This window comes from Pseudacidobacterium ailaaui (assembly GCF_000688455.1).
GTDB lineage: Bacteria > Acidobacteriota > Terriglobia > Terriglobales > Acidobacteriaceae > Pseudacidobacterium > Pseudacidobacterium ailaaui.
The window spans coordinates 1738142-1754801 of record NZ_JIAL01000001.1 but is presented as its reverse complement, the minus strand read 5'-3'; the positions used below and the strand labels follow the sequence as shown (position 1 = coordinate 1754801).

General features: G+C 57.5%; 14 protein-coding genes and 1 pseudogene. 8 read left to right on the top strand and 7 right to left on the bottom strand.

The window, feature by feature from the left end:
• Positions 1 to 22 precede the first annotated feature (22 nt).
• On the bottom strand, positions 23 to 928 hold the full coding sequence (locus N655_RS0107725) for a DUF1684 domain-containing protein (RefSeq protein WP_026442517.1): 906 nt from the start codon (positions 926 to 928) through the stop codon (positions 23 to 25).
• A gap of 214 nt (positions 929 to 1142) precedes the next feature.
• On the opposite strand from N655_RS0107725, the pseudogene tgt reads away from it, so the two are divergent.
• Both tgt and N655_RS0107715 read left to right on the top strand, forming a co-directional pair.
• A pseudogene (gene tgt, locus N655_RS17925) lies at positions 1143 to 2203 on the top strand (tRNA guanosine(34) transglycosylase Tgt).
• Positions 2196 to 2783, top strand: a complete 588-nt coding sequence (locus N655_RS0107715; RefSeq protein ID WP_026442516.1) for a nucleotidyltransferase family protein — start codon at positions 2196 to 2198, stop codon at positions 2781 to 2783. Before tgt ends, N655_RS0107715 begins: the two are co-directional and overlap by 8 nt.
• A 43-nt stretch (positions 2784 to 2826) precedes the next feature.
• Here N655_RS0107715 and rlmN read toward each other — a convergent pair whose 3' ends face one another.
• The gene (gene rlmN / locus N655_RS0107710) at positions 2827 to 3993 is read right to left on the bottom strand and encodes a dual-specificity RNA methyltransferase RlmN (RefSeq protein WP_238324584.1); all 1167 of its coding nucleotides are present in this window, start codon (positions 3991 to 3993) and stop codon (positions 2827 to 2829) included.
• Between the two features lie 41 nt (positions 3994 to 4034).
• On the opposite strand from rlmN, the gene N655_RS0107705 reads away from it, so the two are divergent.
• Positions 4035 to 5309 (top strand): M16 family metallopeptidase, encoded by a 1275-nt coding sequence (locus N655_RS0107705; RefSeq protein WP_026442514.1) that lies wholly within the window; start codon positions 4035 to 4037, stop codon positions 5307 to 5309.
• A gap of 38 nt (positions 5310 to 5347) precedes the next feature.
• Here N655_RS0107705 and N655_RS17920 read toward each other — a convergent pair whose 3' ends face one another.
• Positions 5348 to 8920, bottom strand: a complete 3573-nt coding sequence (locus tag N655_RS17920; protein WP_049961327.1) for an outer membrane beta-barrel protein — start codon at positions 8918 to 8920, stop codon at positions 5348 to 5350.
• Positions 8921 to 9345: 425 nt separating this feature from the next.
• Here N655_RS17920 and N655_RS0107695 point away from each other — a divergent pair, with 425 nt between their 5' ends.
• From N655_RS0107695 to N655_RS0107685, 3 genes are all read left to right on the top strand, one after another.
• The gene (locus N655_RS0107695) at positions 9346 to 9903 is read left to right on the top strand and encodes a type IV pilin protein (RefSeq protein ID WP_026442513.1); all 558 of its coding nucleotides are present in this window, start codon (positions 9346 to 9348) and stop codon (positions 9901 to 9903) included.
• A gap of 157 nt (positions 9904 to 10060) precedes the next feature.
• Positions 10061 to 10768: a LolA family protein gene (locus tag N655_RS0107690; protein WP_081823801.1), complete on the top strand. Its 708-nt coding sequence runs from the start codon at positions 10061 to 10063 to the stop codon at positions 10766 to 10768.
• Positions 10769 to 10803: 35 nt separating this feature from the next.
• Positions 10804 to 11634, top strand: a complete 831-nt coding sequence (locus N655_RS0107685) for a sugar phosphate isomerase/epimerase family protein (protein ID WP_026442511.1) — start codon at positions 10804 to 10806, stop codon at positions 11632 to 11634.
• An 80-nt stretch (positions 11635 to 11714) separates the two neighbouring features.
• On the opposite strand, the gene N655_RS0107680 is transcribed toward N655_RS0107685, so the two are convergent.
• Positions 11715 to 11972 carry a GlsB/YeaQ/YmgE family stress response membrane protein gene (locus N655_RS0107680; protein WP_026442510.1) on the bottom strand — a complete coding sequence of 86 codons (258 nt, stop codon included), beginning with the start codon at positions 11970 to 11972 and terminating at the stop codon, positions 11715 to 11717.
• Positions 11973 to 12240: 268 nt separating this feature from the next.
• On the opposite strand from N655_RS0107680, the gene N655_RS17915 reads away from it, so the two are divergent.
• Entirely contained in the window at positions 12241 to 13179 is a 939-nt protein-coding gene (locus N655_RS17915; RefSeq protein ID WP_044934181.1) for a tetratricopeptide repeat protein, read from the top strand.
• 1 nt (position 13180) lies between these two features.
• Here the strand turns inward: N655_RS17915 and N655_RS0107670 are convergent, their stop codons facing one another.
• Genes N655_RS0107670 through N655_RS0107660 form a run of 3 tightly spaced genes read right to left on the bottom strand, consistent with a single transcriptional unit; the run spans position 13181 to position 15752 of the window.
• The gene (locus tag N655_RS0107670; protein WP_155987545.1) at positions 13181 to 13777 is read right to left on the bottom strand and encodes a hypothetical protein; all 597 of its coding nucleotides are present in this window, start codon (positions 13775 to 13777) and stop codon (positions 13181 to 13183) included.
• 20 nt (positions 13778 to 13797) lie between these two features.
• Positions 13798 to 14916, bottom strand: coding sequence for a geranylgeranyl reductase family protein (locus N655_RS17910; RefSeq protein ID WP_049961325.1), 1119 nt, complete (start codon positions 14914 to 14916; stop codon positions 13798 to 13800).
• A gap of 14 nt (positions 14917 to 14930) precedes the next feature.
• Positions 14931 to 15752, bottom strand: coding sequence for a GntR family transcriptional regulator (locus N655_RS0107660; RefSeq protein ID WP_081823632.1), 822 nt, complete (start codon positions 15750 to 15752; stop codon positions 14931 to 14933).
• 30 nt (positions 15753 to 15782) lie between these two features.
• Here N655_RS0107660 and N655_RS0107655 point away from each other — a divergent pair, with 30 nt between their 5' ends.
• Entirely contained in the window at positions 15783 to 16469 is a 687-nt protein-coding gene (locus tag N655_RS0107655; RefSeq protein WP_026442507.1) for an N-acetylmannosamine-6-phosphate 2-epimerase, read from the top strand.
• Positions 16470 to 16660 lie beyond the last annotated feature (191 nt).

Below are 16660 nucleotides of genomic sequence, written 5' to 3'. Positions count from 1 at the left end.
CTTGCTTTCATGGCTTGCTGCTTCAGTGCGAATAGCGCATCTCTCCTGCCGGCAATGCGATCGAAAGCCTGTTTCTTGCCGGAGGCAACGGGCAGGTCGCATAGGGAGTATAGGCACAGGGAGGATTCTGCAGCCGGTTAAAATCCAACACCAGATGTCCGGGATGATCAAGGCCGTGGTCCGGAAAATCTGTATAAAGAAAACGCGCTGCGCCATAAGTCGTGGAGCGGCTCGTCGTATCGCGCAGAATGAAGAAAAGCTGTCGGGCCTCCGGCTCCTCCAGGACCGGCTCTAGCTGCACTGCCTGTCCATCCAGTGTAAATTCCGCGATGCCCGGTACCGGCAGCTTCAGCGTCGTTCCGATGATGGTCGGAATGGCTTCCTCTTGCGGTGGGTGGAAGGGAACCCACGTTGCCAGAATGCGATAATGCGGGTCCGGAGCATACCAGTGAAGCCCCTGAAAGTGGATACGGGTCTCTGCCTGAGAGTCCTTGATGCGCAGTGCGTAGCGGTCGCCGCGATGGATCACCAGAAGTGTCAGCGTGCCGGCCCTCATGATCGTAGGATGACTGCCATCGGTCTCGATTTTTCCCGGACTCGCCGGGGCGCCATCCACAAGCAGCGAGGACGCAGGAGCGGAAAGAAACACCTGCTGTCCGCGCAACTCCAGTACCCCCAGATGCGGATCCACCGGTGCTTGCAGCCGAAGGCGGTTGTCTGCCGCCGACCCAAAGGAATTCGGCCCAGGTTTCAGCCATTCCAGCCCCACCAGGCTCAGCCAGCCATCCGGAGCAGAAAGCTGCCTGGCCCGCTGCTCGCGCCATTGCAGAAGCTCCTCTCTCCAGTGAGTGTCCACGGCCTGAGCGGTGGCAAAAAGCGCAGCCAGAAACAACACTCCGGCAAAAACACCTGTTCTACGGGTCCTCATATCGACCTTCCTGAAAATCTGAAAAATGGAAAAAATAGGCCCAAAAACCGCAGACTTTAGCGGCGACAGAAACGCCTGACAGCAGATGGAAAGACGGGAACCATAGTCTGAAGATTAACCCCTTCGCTACCCGGGTTCAATCCCCGCTACAATTTTCTCAGTGTCCTTAACGTTCCATTTGCATTCCACCCAGGGGACAGCGCGCCGGGCCACCATGCTGCTGCCGCATGGCGCAGTCGAGACACCCGTTTTCATGCCTGTCGGCACTGTCGCCTCGGTCAAGGCCGTCCCGCAGCACTTACTCGAAGAGCTGCACGCGCAGATCATCCTCAGCAACACGTATCACCTTTATCTGCGTCCCGGGCACGAACTCATCCGGCGTCTAGGCGGCCTGCATCGCTTTATGAGTTGGCACCGGCCCATTCTTACCGATTCGGGCGGCTTCCAGGTCTTCAGCCTGAATGAACTACGCAAAGTCGGCGAAGACGGTGTTGCATTTCGTTCGCACCTCGATGGAAGCCTGCACTTTTTTTCGCCGGAACACTCCATGGACGTGCAGATTGCGCTCGGATCTGACATTGTCATGGCCTTCGATGAATGCACCGAGTACCCGGCAGAGTACCACCGCGCCCGCGCGTCCCTTGACCTCACCCTGCGCTGGGCCGCGCGCAGCAAACGCCATTTTGACGCACACAGGCAAGAGCGCCCCTGGGGAGATGAGGTGGTCCCTTCCGCCATGCCCAGCCTCTTCGGCATCGTGCAGGGCGGCATGTTCAAAGACCTGCGCCGCGAAGCAGCCGAGCGCCTCGTCGAGATGGACTTCCCCGGCTACGCCATCGGTGGCCTTAGCGTGGGCGAACCGCGTGATCTGACACGAGAAATCATCGCTGAAACATTGCCTCTTCTGCCCAAGGACAAGCCCCGTTATGTCATGGGCGTAGGCTATCCGGATGAAATCGTGGAGTATGCAGAAATGGGGGTGGACATGATGGACTGCGTGCTGCCCACACGAGCCGCCCGCCATGGCCTCCTTTTTACCTCCGAAGGCCGTCTTAACATCAAGAACCGCCGCTTCGCCGAAGACCAGGCCCCCCGGATCCTCAATGCTCCTGTATGGTCTGCCAGCGCTATACCCGCGCCTATCTCCGTCACCTGATGGCCTCCCAGGAACCGCTGGCCGCAGTACTGAATACGCTGCACAATCTGGCCTTTTATCTGGATACCATGCAGAAGTTGCGCAGCAGGCTCGACCACCAGGCCGCGTCTTATGTCTGAGTGTGCCGCCATTGTGCTTGCCGCCGGGGCCTCTGCTCGTCTGGGACAGCCAAAACAGCTTTTGCAACTTCATGGCGAAACGCTGCTTCACCGCTCGGCCCGCCTGGCCCTGGAGGCCGGCACCTCTCCTGTCGTCGTGGTGCTCGGCTTTCAGGCCGCGCAGATGCGGAAGACGCTCCAGGACCTCGATGTGCTCTCTGTCGTCAACCCGAAATGGTCCACAGGAATGGGTTCTTCCCTGCGCTGCGGCGTCGAGGCCATCGAGAAGGCCCAGCCAGAGCGGGTCCTTCTTCTGCTCTCCGACCAGCCGTATCTTTCGCTTGGGGTCCTTCAGTCTCTTCTGAAATTGAGTCGGCAGTCCGGTGCTCCCGTCACCGCCGCCCGCTATGCGGACCGGCTCGGCGTCCCGGCCATCTTCCACCGAACGCTGTTCGCTGAACTGAAGGCAATCACGGGAGATACAGGCGCGCGTCTGATCATCGCTCGCGATCACCAGCAAAGCCCTTTCGTGGACTTCCCAGAAGGCGCCTTCGATCTGGATACTCCGGAGGACCTCACCCATCTGCGCAGCCGCAGCTGACAGGCACCCGCAGAGTTCTCCTTAGGGCAGGAGCGGCATTTCCTCACAGTTCCACGGTCCGCTTCAACTGCCCGCAAGCGGCATAAATGTCCCGACCGCGAGGGCGTCGGACATAGGCCGGAACACCGCCCGCCCGAATGCGCTGCTGAAACTGTGCGACTGTCTCCGCATCCGACATATGGAACGGCATCTCCGGCCCTGGGTTCCAGACAATCAGGTTCACCTTCAGAGGGAGGTTGGCTTTCCGCACCAGGCGCACCACCTCATCGGCGTCTGACAGACGATCATTCCGTCCCCCTAGAAGTACATATTCAAAGGTGATCTTTTCTTTGGGCCGCAGCGGGACCTGCCGCACTGCTTCTATGATCTCGGCAATCTTCCACTTGCGGGTAATGGGCATGATTTCCGAACGTATCCCGTCATTTGGTGCATTGAGTGAGATCGCCAGCTTCGGCCTCACCTTCTCCTGTGCAAAGCGCAGAATGCCCGGCACAATCCCTGAAGTGGAAACGGTCATCCGTGATTCCGGGATGCCGACTTCTTCCACCAGCAGACGCACAGCCGCCATCAGCTCGTCATAGTTCAGGAACGGCTCACCCATTCCCATAAAAACAAGATTGATGCGCTGCCTGCCGATCGCAAACCTCTGCCGCTTCAGTACGGCCACCACCTGCCCGGCAATCTCTCCTGCTGTAAGATTGCGCAGGATGCCCAGCTTGGCTGTCAGGCAGAACTGGCAGTTCACTGCACAGCCAATCTGGCTGGAGACGCAGATCGTTGCCCGCCGGAAATCATTCTGCGCCTCGGATCCATCGCCCTGCTCGCCGCCATCACCCTCCGGCATCCAGACTGTCTCCACCGTCTGACCATCACCCGCAGCAATCAGATAGCGCTCTGTTCCGTCCACGGACCGGAACACCTCCACAATCTGCGGCAATCCGACGCGATATCCGGCTGCGGCCAGGGATTCGCGCAGTGATCTGGGCCATGTAGAGACCTCATCCAGGCTTTCAACCCACTGACGATAGAGAGCATCGGCAAGCTGTCTGGTCCGGTAGTTCGGGGCGGAAAGCCCTTGGGTTAGCTGTGCAAGTTGTTGAAAATTAAGGCCAAAAAGAGTCTGGAACGCAGGGGATGCCGGAGCGTCTAAAATAGTAACAGAGTTTTTCCTGCCCGGCGGCATATAGAGACAGCATAACGCAACCTTCACCGAATCTCCCTGACGCCCCGGCAGCATCCATGTAAAGCACGATGGACAACGAACGCAATATCCGCCGTACCACCCTGCCCAACGGGCTGACCATCCTCACCGAGAAGATGGGACACATCCGCTCCGTCGCCATGGGCGTATGGATCCGCACCGGCTCTCGTCACGAGACACCGGAGATCAATGGAATCTCCCATTTCGTGGAGCACATGGTCTTTAAAGGTACCAAGTCCCGCTCCGCACAGTTGATTGCTCGCGAAGTGGACGCCATCGGCGGCAATCTTGATGCTTTTACCGGCAAGGAGACGGTCTGCTTCAACATCAAGGTCCTCGACGAGCACGTCCCGGTCGCCCTCGACATCCTCTCCGACCTGGTGCTCAATCCTGTCTTCTCCAGCGATGAAATCTCCCGTGAACGCGGCGTGATCCTTGAAGAAATCAAGATGGACGAGGACAACCCTGACTATCTCGTCCATGAAATCTTTACGCAGAACTTCTGGAAAGACCATCCGCTGGGGCGCCCGATCCTTGGCACCCGCGAGACCGTGCGCCGTTTTGAGCGTGACACGCTCTTTGATTTTTACGGACAGCGCTTCCATGGCGGCAATATGATCTTTTCCGCCGCGGGAAACATCGACCATGACGCTTTCGTCGAGCAGGTCACCCGCCGCTTTGAATCGCTGCCTGCCGGGACCCCTGTGACGGCACAGGCCCCGCCCCGTACGGCGGCCCGCATCATCCTCAGGAACAAGAAGGCCCTGGAACAGGTACAGCTCTGCCTGGGCGTGCCTGCTCCGCCCATCGCTGATGAAACCCGCTATGCCACTCTGGTGCTGAATACCATCCTGGGCGGGGGCATGAGTTCGCGCCTCTTCCAGACCGTGCGCGAAGAACGCGGCCTGGCCTACTCCATTTACAGCGACCTGAACCCATACCGGGACACAGGCTCACTCTGTGTTTACGCTGGCACATCGGCCGACCGCGCCATCCAGGTGGTGCAGTTGGTCATGGAGCAGTTCCGCCGCCTCAAGACCGAACCGCTGCCTTCCGACGAGCTCCGTCGCGCCAAAGACCAGCTCAAGGGCAACCTGCTGCTCTCACTCGAAAGCTCGATGTCGCGCATGTCCAACCTGGCGCGCCAGCAGATGTATTTCGACCATTTCTTTGGTATGCAGGAGATTTTGGACCGCGTCGAGTCCATTACAGAAGATCAGGTCATGGCGATGGCTAACCAGCTCTTCCAGCCGGAGCTGGTCGCCGTCACCCTGCTCGGCCGTCTGGACGGCGTCAAACTCACGCGCAGTCAGTTGGAGTGCTGATCGCCGTCCTCGATCCGCACTCCATCCCTGATCAGGCTTCAGAAATAGATCTTCGCAGCCAGTTGCACTGCACGGCCTGGTTGCGGATCTCCCGCGCCACCGTCCGCCACCGGAGTAATCACAGAAGTGATTTTTCCAAACAGCGGACCGTCCGTTAGATTCCCGTCTGGCCCGGCAAAGTTTGCATGGTTGAAGACGTTAAAGCTCTCCAGCCGTAACTGGATATACCTGGGGCTGTCCGCACGGCCCAAAGGAAAGTCTTTGAAGAGGGCCATGTTCGTGTAATTGAATCCAGGACCATGGAAGAAATTCCTCTTCACATTTCCGAAGGTGCCCAGAGGTTCGGGCGAAAATACAGAGGGGTCAAACCAGTAATTGCCGGCCGACCGCGGGTTTTTTACAGCAATGTGGAAGGTCGAGGTCACAGGTGTATCAGGGCAGGCGTAGAAGGCAAAACTGGCATCATTACAATACAGCGACGAGTTCAGCCCAATATCACCGATCGAAACCGGGTTCCCGGTTTGAAGCGTGGTGATGCCAGAGAGGTTCCATCCACCCAGGATTTCGTTTACAAAGTAGTTTTCCTTCCAGGACTGGGGCAGCGGTACGGTATAACCATAGGCCGCTACAAAACGATGCCGTGCGTCATACTCCGAGTTTCCATAGCTAAGATACTGGAACCCCGGAACCCAGTTTGTACCTGCAAGGTCATTGCCGTTGGCAAAGCCTGAACTTTCAAAGCTGGACCCATTGTCCAGAGCATGGCTGTATGTGTAAGACAGGATGTAATACAGACCATGACTTAGCTGCTTATTCAGGCTCGCCTGCAGCGAGTGGTAATTGGAGGAGCCATCGGTACGGACCTGCCCGACTGAGAGGAAATTCCCTGAGGTTTCAGTAAACCATTGCGGGGCCGTTAAAGAAAGGTGTGCCGCCAGGTTGGACAAGCAGGAACTTTCTCCCATGGCATTACAAGCTGCCACGGCGGCGGCATGTCCACTTGGAGTAATCTGGTCCGCTTCATATGCCCTGACCAGATGCCGCCCGAGTGACCCGATGTAGCCAACCGTCAACACCTGATTGCCGGGCAGTTCCCGCTGTATCTGAAGCATCATGTTATAGGCATACGGAACATCGTAGGAAGGCGAGATGGTGCTCAGATCATAAGGCACAAACTGCGAAAAGTTGATGGTCTGTCCGGCAGTGGGGAAGCTGTAAGGAAATTTGTTTGGTTCCGACATGCCCGCTCGTCCTGCAACGTCCTGGAAAGGATTGGCAAAACTCGGGCTGCCGCCCACATCTGTGGCCCCGGTGCTGGTGGTCCCAAAGGGAGGATCTTCCAGGTTCTGCAACTGGGCCTCTTCCGAATCCCGATTGAAGTACAAGCCAAATCCACCGCGAACTGAAAATTTGTGTGCTCCGGATGGACCCGTCAGCCATCCTGCCTCTCCTGAGGGCGACCATACGAAACCCACGCGAGGAGAAAAATGGTCGTATTTTGTAGTCGCACCACCCATGTTGTTGCAACCGGGGTCGCCAGGATAAAGCAGGCTCGGCTGGGCCGTGGGAAATACCTTGGATTGCGCACCCGGCGTAAAGCAGATGACTGCTTTTCCTCCGTATTGCAGGTTGGCGAATGGGGTCTCAATGTCGTACCCGGTGCCAAAATTCAACGTAAACGAGCTATTGATTTTCCAGTTGTCCTGCGCGTAGCCGTAGATCTCCCACGAGCGGGCATCAATCTCCGCACCCGAACCCTGCGCGTATGAGCTGGGAATACCCACCAGAAAATCCAGCAAGGGATCGCCTGAGGTAAAGGCGCCGCTGCCGCTAAAGCCGTAATTCCCGTTCAGGTTGGCATAAAACGGATTGTGCACCGTAAAGCGCTCCACATGCGCTCCAAACATCAGATTATGGTTTCCGACAATCTTGGTGAAATTGTCAGCATAGTCTTCGTTTGCATCCAGCCGGGGCTGCGGTCCATTGTTGCTGAAACCGAGCGTAAAGTATCCCGTGACACTAATCTTCGGAATCGAAGCGGCCGCTGGATTCTGCGGGTTAATCTGGAACCCGAGACTCGAAGGCGGCTGGACCGCCACTGGTTCGACCGCGGCGAAATTAAAGCGATAATACCCGGCCCGCAGCTCATTTAAAGTCGTGGGGTTGAAGGTATGCGTCCACGAAGCGCTGAATATCTTGATGTGCCGTGCAGCATCCTGAGCAAACCCCGGCAGGGTAGCGCCCGTAAACGGCAGCGCGTTGACGCTGGGATTGGACTGAAAGATGCTTGAGGCCCACAGGGCATCGTTGTCCGTCAGCTTTGCGTCGACCCGCACCACTCCTTGGTCCGCGCCTGCCGTACTGGCGGCGTTGAAGTTATAAAAGGCCCCGTTGTAGTTCGGAGAAGGCACATATTTATTGAGCAAGGTCGAAGAGATGGAGTTGAAATTTGTGACCGGCACATGGATCGCAGGCCCCGAAAAACAACTGTTCCACGGTGTCCCCGCCAGGCAGGTCCCATTCGGTCCCTGCAAAGCAAAGGGAAGGGGGTTTGACGTCAGTCCTACCGTGCCGTTGGTCCCATTGTTCGCAACATTGTTGTCGTTGGTCAGGTCTGCATAGCCAGAGCTGTTCCGTCCCAGCTGCGCATCTGTCGGCACACTCGTGACGGTTGTGGCCGCTGTTGCATTCCGCAGTCCCTGGTAAGCGAGAAAAAAGAACAACCGGTTTCTGAGGACCGGACCACCCAGCGTCCCTCCGAAAAGGTTCTGGTGAAATACAGGCCTTGAAGTAGAAAAGTAGTTTCCATTGTTGAGGAAGGTGTCCCGGTAAAACTCGAAGGCATCTCCATGGAAAGAATTGGTGCCGCTCTTGATCGTCTGGTTAATAATGGCGCCTGAATTGCGGTTATACTCCGGGTTCTGCGTGCCCGTTACAAAAGTGACCTCTTGAATTGCGTCCGGATTGATAATGAGTGCCTGGGTCTGAAGAGGCGCATCGTTGACGTCGGCCCCATCCAGCAAATAACTGTTTTCCTGGGTCTGGGACCCATTCGCCGAATAATTGCCAAAACGGTCTGAGGACTCGACCGTGCCCGGGCTGATCTTTTGCAGGACCGTGGCATCACGGCCCAGCAAAGGAAGCTGGACAATCTGGCTGCCCGTAATTGTGTCCTTTACCTGAGAATCCGAGGTTTCTACCTGTACGGCCGCAGCATTCACTTCTACACTTTGCGAGACCTCGCCCGGCCTGAGGACCGCATTGACCTCGCGATTATCATTGAGCTGCAACGTCAGTCCAGCAACCTTGAATGTCTGAAACCCGGAAACAGAGATCGTAATCGAATACGGGCCGCCAATGGCCAGCTGCGGGAAAATGTAGTAGCCCTTGCTATCGGTCGTCTGCTGGGAAGATATCCCCGTACTGGTGTTGAGTACCGTGACATTAGCATTCGGGATCACCGCGCCGGTAGGGTCAGACACCGTACCGTGGATTGCCGCATATACATTTTGCGCGGAAGCCGTTTGCGTTGGCAGAAACCAACAGAACGAGAGAAACACAAGGCCAAAGATGAGCGCCTGAAGGCGCCGCCCACAAGAACAACTCTTCATACCATTTCCCCCTGTCCCAGGAACTACGGCAAAAAATTGACTTGTGTGAATACGGAACCTACGGACAACGAATGCCGCAGCCCTTTAAACTAATAATGAACTATGCAACAGATGTACCAAACCGTTAACTGCGTTGAAATGAGAGTGCAAAGTGCTCAAAAAGAATAGTTTGCAGATGAGTATATTTACGAAATCGTAAATACAGGCTGCAGAGAGCACCGCTTTTATGTATGGAATTCCGTATTTCAATCTCCTCGATTGCTCCAGAAAACCATACGGGCGATGGGGACTCCTGTTCGCTGCCAGCGTCCAGCCTGGCCAGTTTCGGAATTCTGCATCCCAGGCCCTTTGATGGAGCGCTTGGCTGGCGTTGCGCGTCTTATTCATTTAGCATTTCTCTCGACAGGCGGAAAGTATCACCCAACATGCACAAATCTTTGATCACTCTGCTGACCCAATCTCTTTCCCCGCGCCGCAGGCGGTATGACGGATGCAACCTTCCTGAGTCTGGGTTCACCTTGATGGAGCTGCTCATTGTTATCTCCATCATGCTCATCCTCATGCTCATTGCTATCCCGAATATGCTCAATCTTCGCAGCCAGGCCAACGAGACTTCGGCCATCCAGTCCCTGCGCGCCATCTATCAGGCGGAGATCCAGTACCAGACCAACTACCCAGCCAATGGCTTTGCCTGCTCCCTGCAGGCCCTTGGCGGTGACGCCAGCGCCGGGCCTCCCAGTGCGCAAAGTGCACAATTACTTCAGCGCGATCTGGCCTCCGGCTCCAAGGCTGGATACACCTTCAACATCACCAACTGCCAGAAAACCACGGTGAATAATCAGGACATGTACACCAGCTATGAGGCCACTGCGGTCCCTCAGGCCGTAGGCAAAACCGGGCACCGCGGCTTCTGTATTGATATGACCGGGGAAATTAAAGCCGATCCGGCGGGGGGCACTAACTGTACGGTACCGATCCAGTAGGGCCTACTTCGTATGCCCCCCCGGGCGGCCAGGTTCGCCCGTAAGAAAGCTCCGCGGAGAGGACCGCATTCGAGTGCCATCTCCGGCCGGAACGCCGCTTTTTTCCATCATTCTTCTCAGGTCCTTATTTTTGAAAAATTTAACAGAATACGAGAAAATGGGCCGGCAAAAGCGGGAAAGCCGATGGCAAGGCGCAGGACATCGCCTGTGCTTCTCGGCAAAGCGACGTGGGCTTCTGCTGCTCGCTGCACTTTGCCTTTCTTCGCGTGTGCATGCCCAGGTTGTTAGCCCGCAAGCTTTCGCAGCCGTCGTAGACCGGCACTACAATTCGCTGCATTCTCTGTCCGTACACTTTACGCAGAAGTTCGATGGGATGGGCATGCACCGTAGCGAAAGCGGAGTACTCCTGCTGAAAAAGCCGCAGAAAATGCGCTGGACCTATTCCACCCCAGCCGGCAAGCTCTTTGTGCTGGATGGGCACAATGCCTACTTTTATTCTCCCGGAGACACGGAGGTCCCGCGGGTTCCGGTAAAAAAACTCGACGACCTCCGCTCTCCCTTGCGCTTTCTGCTGGGACATACGCAGCTTGAGAAGGAGCTCGGCTCCCTGCGCCTGGCTCCGGCAGAAAATGGAAGCTATGTCCTCATGGGTGTTCCCAAAGGGATGGAACAGCGCATCGCCTCGGTCTCCATTACCGCGCGTGCAGACGGTACCATTCAGTCCATGCGGATTGAGGAGACGGATGGCATTGTCAACACTTTTCTCTTCAGTGACGAGGTCCCGAATGCTCCGGCCCCGGACAGCGCTTTTCTTTTCCAGCCTCCGGCAGGTGTGCACATCGTGGACGGTGCGCCTCCGGTTTAATGAGAAGATAGAAACAGCACACGCACTGCCTTCATATGCTTAAGGTCATTTCCACGCACATCTTCCTGCGCCACCGTTTGCATCCTGGATTTCTGGAACTCTTTGCCCGCGCCGGGGCACAGGGTGTAGAGCTTTTTGCGGCCCGGCAGCACTTTGACTACACCAGCCGTGCCCATGTTCGGGAGATGGCCGACTGGTTCAAATCCAACCCGGTGGAACCCTTCTCCATGCATGCACCTCTCTTCCCCGACCTGGAGATGGGACGCGGCGGTGCACCAGCCGTCAATGTCATCCACCCGGAAAAATCACGGCGTGTCGAGGCCATGGATGAAATCAAGCGAGCGCTGGAGGTCGCCGAGCAGGTCCCCTTCCGTTATCTCATCCTCCATCTGGGCGAGCGAGAGGACACCTGGAATACGCGGTCGCTGGAAAATTCGCTCACCGCGCTGGAACATCTCCGGGCTTTTGCCAACCCCCTGGGCGTCAAGCTGCTGGTTGAGAACATCCAGAACGAGGTGACCCAGCCGCAAAATATTCTGGAAATCCTCAATGTGGGCCACTTTGGCGACATCGGCGTCTGCCTTGACGTTGGACACGCACACCTTGGGGAGGGCGTTGCTCCCGTCCTCAGCGAACTACGCCCGCACATTTACTCATCGCATCTGCACGACAACAAAGGCGGTCGCGATGAGCACCTCTGGCCGGGCGACGGTACAGTGCCATGGGAAGAGACCATGAGCGAACTGCGGTCCGCTCCTCGGACCCCCGCCGGAGTGCTTGAAATCCACTACTCGCTCGAAGAAAACTCTGAGGCCGTTGCTGCGAAGGCAGAAGCGGCCTTCCGCAAGCTGGGCCTTTCCAGTTAAGCAGCAACAAGAACACAGAAACGGGGCAGACAGGTCCGGACACGTCTGCCCCGAAAAATTTCGCAGGGAAAAGAGCGCGGCTAGGTGGCTCTTCTCCCGGAGATCAGCCGCAGCAACAGGGTGAGGATGACTGCGCCCAGCACAGCCACCAGAATGGTGTAAATCATGCCTCCCTGGCCTGCGAAGCCCAGCTGGCGCATAATGAATCCGCCAATCAGCGCCCCGATGATGCCGATGACAATGTCCATCAGCGCACCATAGCCGCTACCCTTCATGATCTTGCCGGTGATCCATCCTGCAATCAGGCCGACGATGATCCACCAGATAATTACGAACATGCAATTCTCCCTTCCGTCCTGGTTTACGCAGGGGACCTCAACAGCGCCTTCCTGCGGATTACTGAAGTGGATGGAACGTTATCGTATTTCAATACGCTTTTCAAGCGGAAATTCCACCTATGGATGGCCCTGAACGGCCAAAGCGCCTGGGAAAGGGGGTTGGGATTCGGATTCAGTACCTGGTTATCCACTGATTTTCATATACAACCCCTTGTGTGTTTTTCCTTGACAACGCATAATCGCCTCAGAACAGGGGGAGACGCGGTTTGTGACTGGATATAGCCGTCAGGATGTGCTGCGCATCCTGCGCATCCATCCCAGGCAGTTGCGCGGATGGGAGCGCAGCGGACTTATAGCTCCCAGGGAAACTTATAGCTTTCAGGACCTTGTCCAGTTGCGCAAGCTGCGCGACCTTCGCGCCACGCGCCTCTCTGCGGCCAGTATCCGCGCCTCGATCTCTGCCATGCGCTCAGTCTCCGGAATGGCCAATCCTCTGCTTGAGGCCAGCACCGTGCGGCGCGGGTCCCGGCTCATCTTCCGGCACTCCGGCGTCATCATGGAACCCATTGCCCGCCAGTTTGTCTTTGATTTTGACGGCGAGCATAGCCATGATCCCGCCAACGTGAGCGGTTCCATTCTGACCCCCACCCAGCGGGAAGCCCAGACAACCCGTCTTTTTCTGGAGGCGGTACGGTGCGAGGAGACGGGTAAGACCGGCGACGCAGTCCGCATCTATCACGAAATTCTTGCCCTCGATCCTTCTCATGCGCCCGCCAGCATCAACCTGGGCACGATTTTTTATCATCAGCGCGAGTTCACCGAGGCTGAACACCTCTATCGTCAGGCCACTCTGGCGGACCCGGAATATGCTCTGGCCTATTTTGATCTGGGCAATGTTCTGGATGAGCTGAAGAAGCTGCCCGAAGCGATTGAAGCCTACACCACCGCCATTCGCCTGGTGCCTACCTATGCGGACGCCCACTACAACCTGGCCCTTGCCTATGAGCGGACCGGCCAGCGGAGAAAAGCACTGCGCCACTGGACGGCCTATCTAAAACTGGACCCTATCGGTCCCTGGGCAACGCACGCCCGCAACCAATTGCGCAAGATCCTGGACCGCGAAAAGCTGGCCGTTGTGCACAGCAACACTAGAGCGACTCTCCATCGGGCAAAACGCCAGCCGCCATCGCTTCGTCTGGTCCGCTGACTCAGCCCTTGAAGGGCCACTCGTAAACGACCACACCCAGATTGTTCAGCATCTGTACCGTCGTCTCAATGTTTCTGCGCACCTGGAGACGGTTCGAGGGGGTCTCGGCCGGGTCTTCTTCCACCGCCACCACTCTTCCGTAGGGCCATTCCTCGGCAGGCAGCGAGCTGAGCGCGTCGGGGAGGTCGGCGATGCGAATCGTCAGCTCCTGACGGCGCGCCCTGGCCGGCTTCAGCATCGTACTGGGCAATGCGTTGCTATGCACCGGGTCGGGATACTCCACGCGGAGCGTAAGGTTCTCACTGCCCACAATCAGAAATGGATTGTTCCAGTTGGCAGCCTCATGGACCGCCATATAACGGCTTTTTGCCGGAGGCGGTACCGCATCCAGGGTTTCCCGCGCAGCATCCATCTGGGCCTTTTTGCTGGCCTGGGCCTGTTGTGCTTGTTTTGCCGCTTCAGGATTCTCGGCAGAGGGCTTCCGCATACAGCCGCCGGGAACCAGCAGCAGCCCCAACGTTGCAGAAAAACAGAGTTTAGGAAGAGGGAGGTCTTTCAGCTTCACTGCTTGAAGCATATCAAGCCGCACACATACCATGCACAGATTTTTCCCGGATGTCATCCCCGCTCGCCCGCAATGGACGGGAAAACGCGGCGTACCATTTTTGTAATCCGGAACAGATTGAACCCCTCCGCATAACTGCGCAGCACCGCACTGCGGACAAGCGGGAGACGCATCGCACGGAGGCCATTTTCAGGCTGTCGGTAGAAAGAAGCTGCCAGCCGCTCGGCAAGGCCAAGATTGGCCCGCAGCTTTGCTGTGAGCGCGACAAAGCTCTCTTTCGCATCGACGCCATGTTCCAGGGCGGACAGGACCGCAGAAGCCGCAGCCTGTCCACTGACAACAGCGCCGTAGATACCCTCCCCGGTCAGCGGATCGGCAAATCCCCCGGCATCTCCCACCAGAAACACGCGGTCCTCAGCCGGGGAGTGCCCTGCGGCCCCGAATCCAAGATGCTGCCCGGAAAAGTCTGCCGCCTTGGCCCCAGCGCCGGAACGGCCGGCAATGTAGTCAGCCAGCTTGCTTCGGCCCATTCCCAACACAGGACCTGCCGCATACAGCCCGATGTTCAGGTGGTCTCCTTTGGGAAAGACCCACCCGTACCCATTCTCGACCGGGGAGAAATCAAAAACCAGGCCTGTGTCTTGCTCGCCCGTGACAACGTGCGCCTCTAAAGCAAAGCCTCTGCGAAACCAGCCCGTATCGCCTATGAGACGGCGCACCGTACTGTTTGCTCCATCGGCCCCTATCAGAAAACGGCCCCGCCATTCACCTTCCGGCGTGACAACTGAAACACCACGTGCATCCCGGACAATGCGCTGGATGCTGTGAATCTTCTGTAGGCTGGCCCCGGCCTCCAGCGTTTTTCTGAGGCAGTAGGCGTCCAGCTCTTCGCGCACCGTCATTACACAGATGGTCTTGCCACTTCGCACCACCATGGGCGCGTAACCGGGTCGCTCCAGATGAATCTTCTGGACATTGCAGCGCACCACAGGCGACACGGGATACCGCAGAGCGCGCAGCGTCTTGACAGTCAGACCGCCGGCACACGCCTTCCGGCGCGGAAAGACCGCCCTGTCCAGCAGCAGAACAGACCTCCCGCGGATGGCAAGGTCATAGGCACAGGCGCAGCCTGCGGGACCAGCACCGACGACAATCGCGTCCCACTCCTTCATGCTTGTTCAGCCGATCATTCAATGGCCGTCATCGGAACCCGGATGGAAGCGCGGTAGCGATCGCCACGATAACGCGAGCAGGCCGCTTCGACCGGCGTCTCCTGTGTGGTCATGATCACGCGCGTGATGGAAAGAATGCTGGCCTTGCGAGGAATCGTCAGCAATTCGGCCTCCTGCTTGGTGGCGGCCAGCGCCTCAATGGTTTCATCGGCGTAGCCCACGCGCACGCCGTAGCGCTCACGCAGCGTCTGGTAAAGGGAGTGCCGGGAAAAATCCAGACGCTCAAGCCCGGGAAAGTGCTTGAGCGGAATATGTGAATCCTCGATGGCCATGGGGGTCCCGTCTGCCAGGCGCAGGCGGCGCAGATGCAGCACTTTGTCATCCTTCTCAAGCTTGAGCCGCTGGGCCAGGTCATCATTCGGAGTGATCACGGCCTGCTCTAACAGACGGGAACTTGGTTTCATGCCGCGCTGCCGCATCTCCTCGGTAAACCCCTGCAAATGCATGATGTTCTTTTCCAGCTTCGGTCGCGTCACAAAGGTGCCCCGGCCCTTTTCGCTGAAAGCGTAGCCGCTGGTTTTCAGCCCATGCAGCGCCTGACGCGCCGTCATACGGCTCACCTGATACTGGCGAGAAAGTTCTTCCTCGGAAGCAAGCGGATCGCCCTCGGAGAGCTCTCCGGACTGGATTTTCTCCATCAGAGCGCGTTGGATCTGGTAATAGAGCGGGATGAAACCGTTTTTGTCCAATGGATGAAAACTTACCTGGCTTGGTGTACGGCCCTTGACCACTTTGTTCCCCTCAGTCCTTGCGGATTGCCGAAGTGACGGAATCATTTAAGATGCATTCATCCCCGGCAGCTATATATGACACTACCAGCCGCATTTCCGGCCAGCTTAAAAAATAAACTCATTGTATCGGTCCAGGCATTTCCCGGAGATCCTCTTGACCACACCGAAACTTTGCGGCGCATCGCCCTCTCCGTGCTCAGTGCCGGAGCAGGCGGCCTGCGCGCCAACGGCCCGGAACACATTGCCGCCTTCCGCACAGCGACTTCGCTGCCCATCATCGGGATCCTGAAGCACTTTCGCCAGGGCCAACCGCTGATTACCCCGGACTTCGCCTCCGCCCGCTCCGTCGCCCTTGCTGGCGCCGACGTGATCGGAGTCGATTGCAGCTCCAACCGCCCGACGACCCTGGGACCGTGGCCGGAGATGGTCCACCGCATCGCCAGCGAACTGCACACGCCCGTGCTGGCCGACATCGCAACGCTTCCAGAAGCACTGGCTGCCGAGCAGGCCGGCGCCGCCGCCGTAGCCACAACCATGTATGGATACACGCCGGAAACCGCAGGCAGGCGCTCAGTGGACTGGGAACTGGTGGCGCAGCTGGTCAAATCCCTCAGGATTCCCGTCATTGTGGAAGGACATCTCCGCTCTCCCGAGGATGTGCGGAAAGCACTGGACCTTGGGGCCTTTGCCGTTGTCGTGGGTGCCGCCATCACCCAACCCGGTTGGATCACGACACGCTTCCTTGAAGCCATAAAAAACTGACCCCGCCTGGTTTCACCGCCGCAAACCACGCTTTATCGGGGAGATAAATTTTCGTCTGCTTGCGCTTTTTTGTTGCTAGACAGTACAGTTGTCTATACATTAAGTGAAATCCAGGGGGTCGTCTACTCAAAAAACGGCCTCCTAAAAATTCCTGCTGCAGAAACGGGCGCAAGTCCCGTTGCGGCGATGTC

What these genes read in the sequence shown, in the direction of transcription:
- N655_RS0107725 (WP_026442517.1), bottom strand. Translation starts at nt 928, where the DNA reads ATGAGGACCCGTAGAACAGGTGTTTTTGCCGGAGTGTTGTTTCTGGCT.
- N655_RS0107715 (WP_026442516.1), top strand. Translation starts at nt 2,196, where the DNA reads ATGTCTGAGTGTGCCGCCATTGTGCTTGCCGCCGGGGCCTCTGCTCGT.
- N655_RS0107705 (WP_026442514.1), top strand. Translation starts at nt 4,035, where the DNA reads ATGGACAACGAACGCAATATCCGCCGTACCACCCTGCCCAACGGGCTG.
- N655_RS17920 (WP_049961327.1), bottom strand. Translation starts at nt 8,920, where the DNA reads ATGAAGAGTTGTTCTTGTGGGCGGCGCCTTCAGGCGCTCATCTTTGGC.
- N655_RS0107695 (WP_026442513.1), top strand. Translation starts at nt 9,346, where the DNA reads ATGCACAAATCTTTGATCACTCTGCTGACCCAATCTCTTTCCCCGCGC.
- N655_RS0107690 (WP_081823801.1), top strand. Translation starts at nt 10,061, where the DNA reads ATGGGCCGGCAAAAGCGGGAAAGCCGATGGCAAGGCGCAGGACATCGC.
- N655_RS0107685 (WP_026442511.1), top strand. Translation starts at nt 10,804, where the DNA reads ATGCTTAAGGTCATTTCCACGCACATCTTCCTGCGCCACCGTTTGCAT.
- N655_RS0107680 (WP_026442510.1), bottom strand. Translation starts at nt 11,972, where the DNA reads ATGTTCGTAATTATCTGGTGGATCATCGTCGGCCTGATTGCAGGATGG.
- N655_RS0107670 (WP_155987545.1), bottom strand. Translation starts at nt 13,777, where the DNA reads ATGGTATGTGTGCGGCTTGATATGCTTCAAGCAGTGAAGCTGAAAGAC.
- N655_RS17910 (WP_049961325.1), bottom strand. Translation starts at nt 14,916, where the DNA reads ATGAAGGAGTGGGACGCGATTGTCGTCGGTGCTGGTCCCGCAGGCTGC.
- N655_RS0107660 (WP_081823632.1), bottom strand. Translation starts at nt 15,752, where the DNA reads ATGATTCCGTCACTTCGGCAATCCGCAAGGACTGAGGGGAACAAAGTG.
- N655_RS0107655 (WP_026442507.1), top strand. Translation starts at nt 15,783, where the DNA reads ATGACACTACCAGCCGCATTTCCGGCCAGCTTAAAAAATAAACTCATT.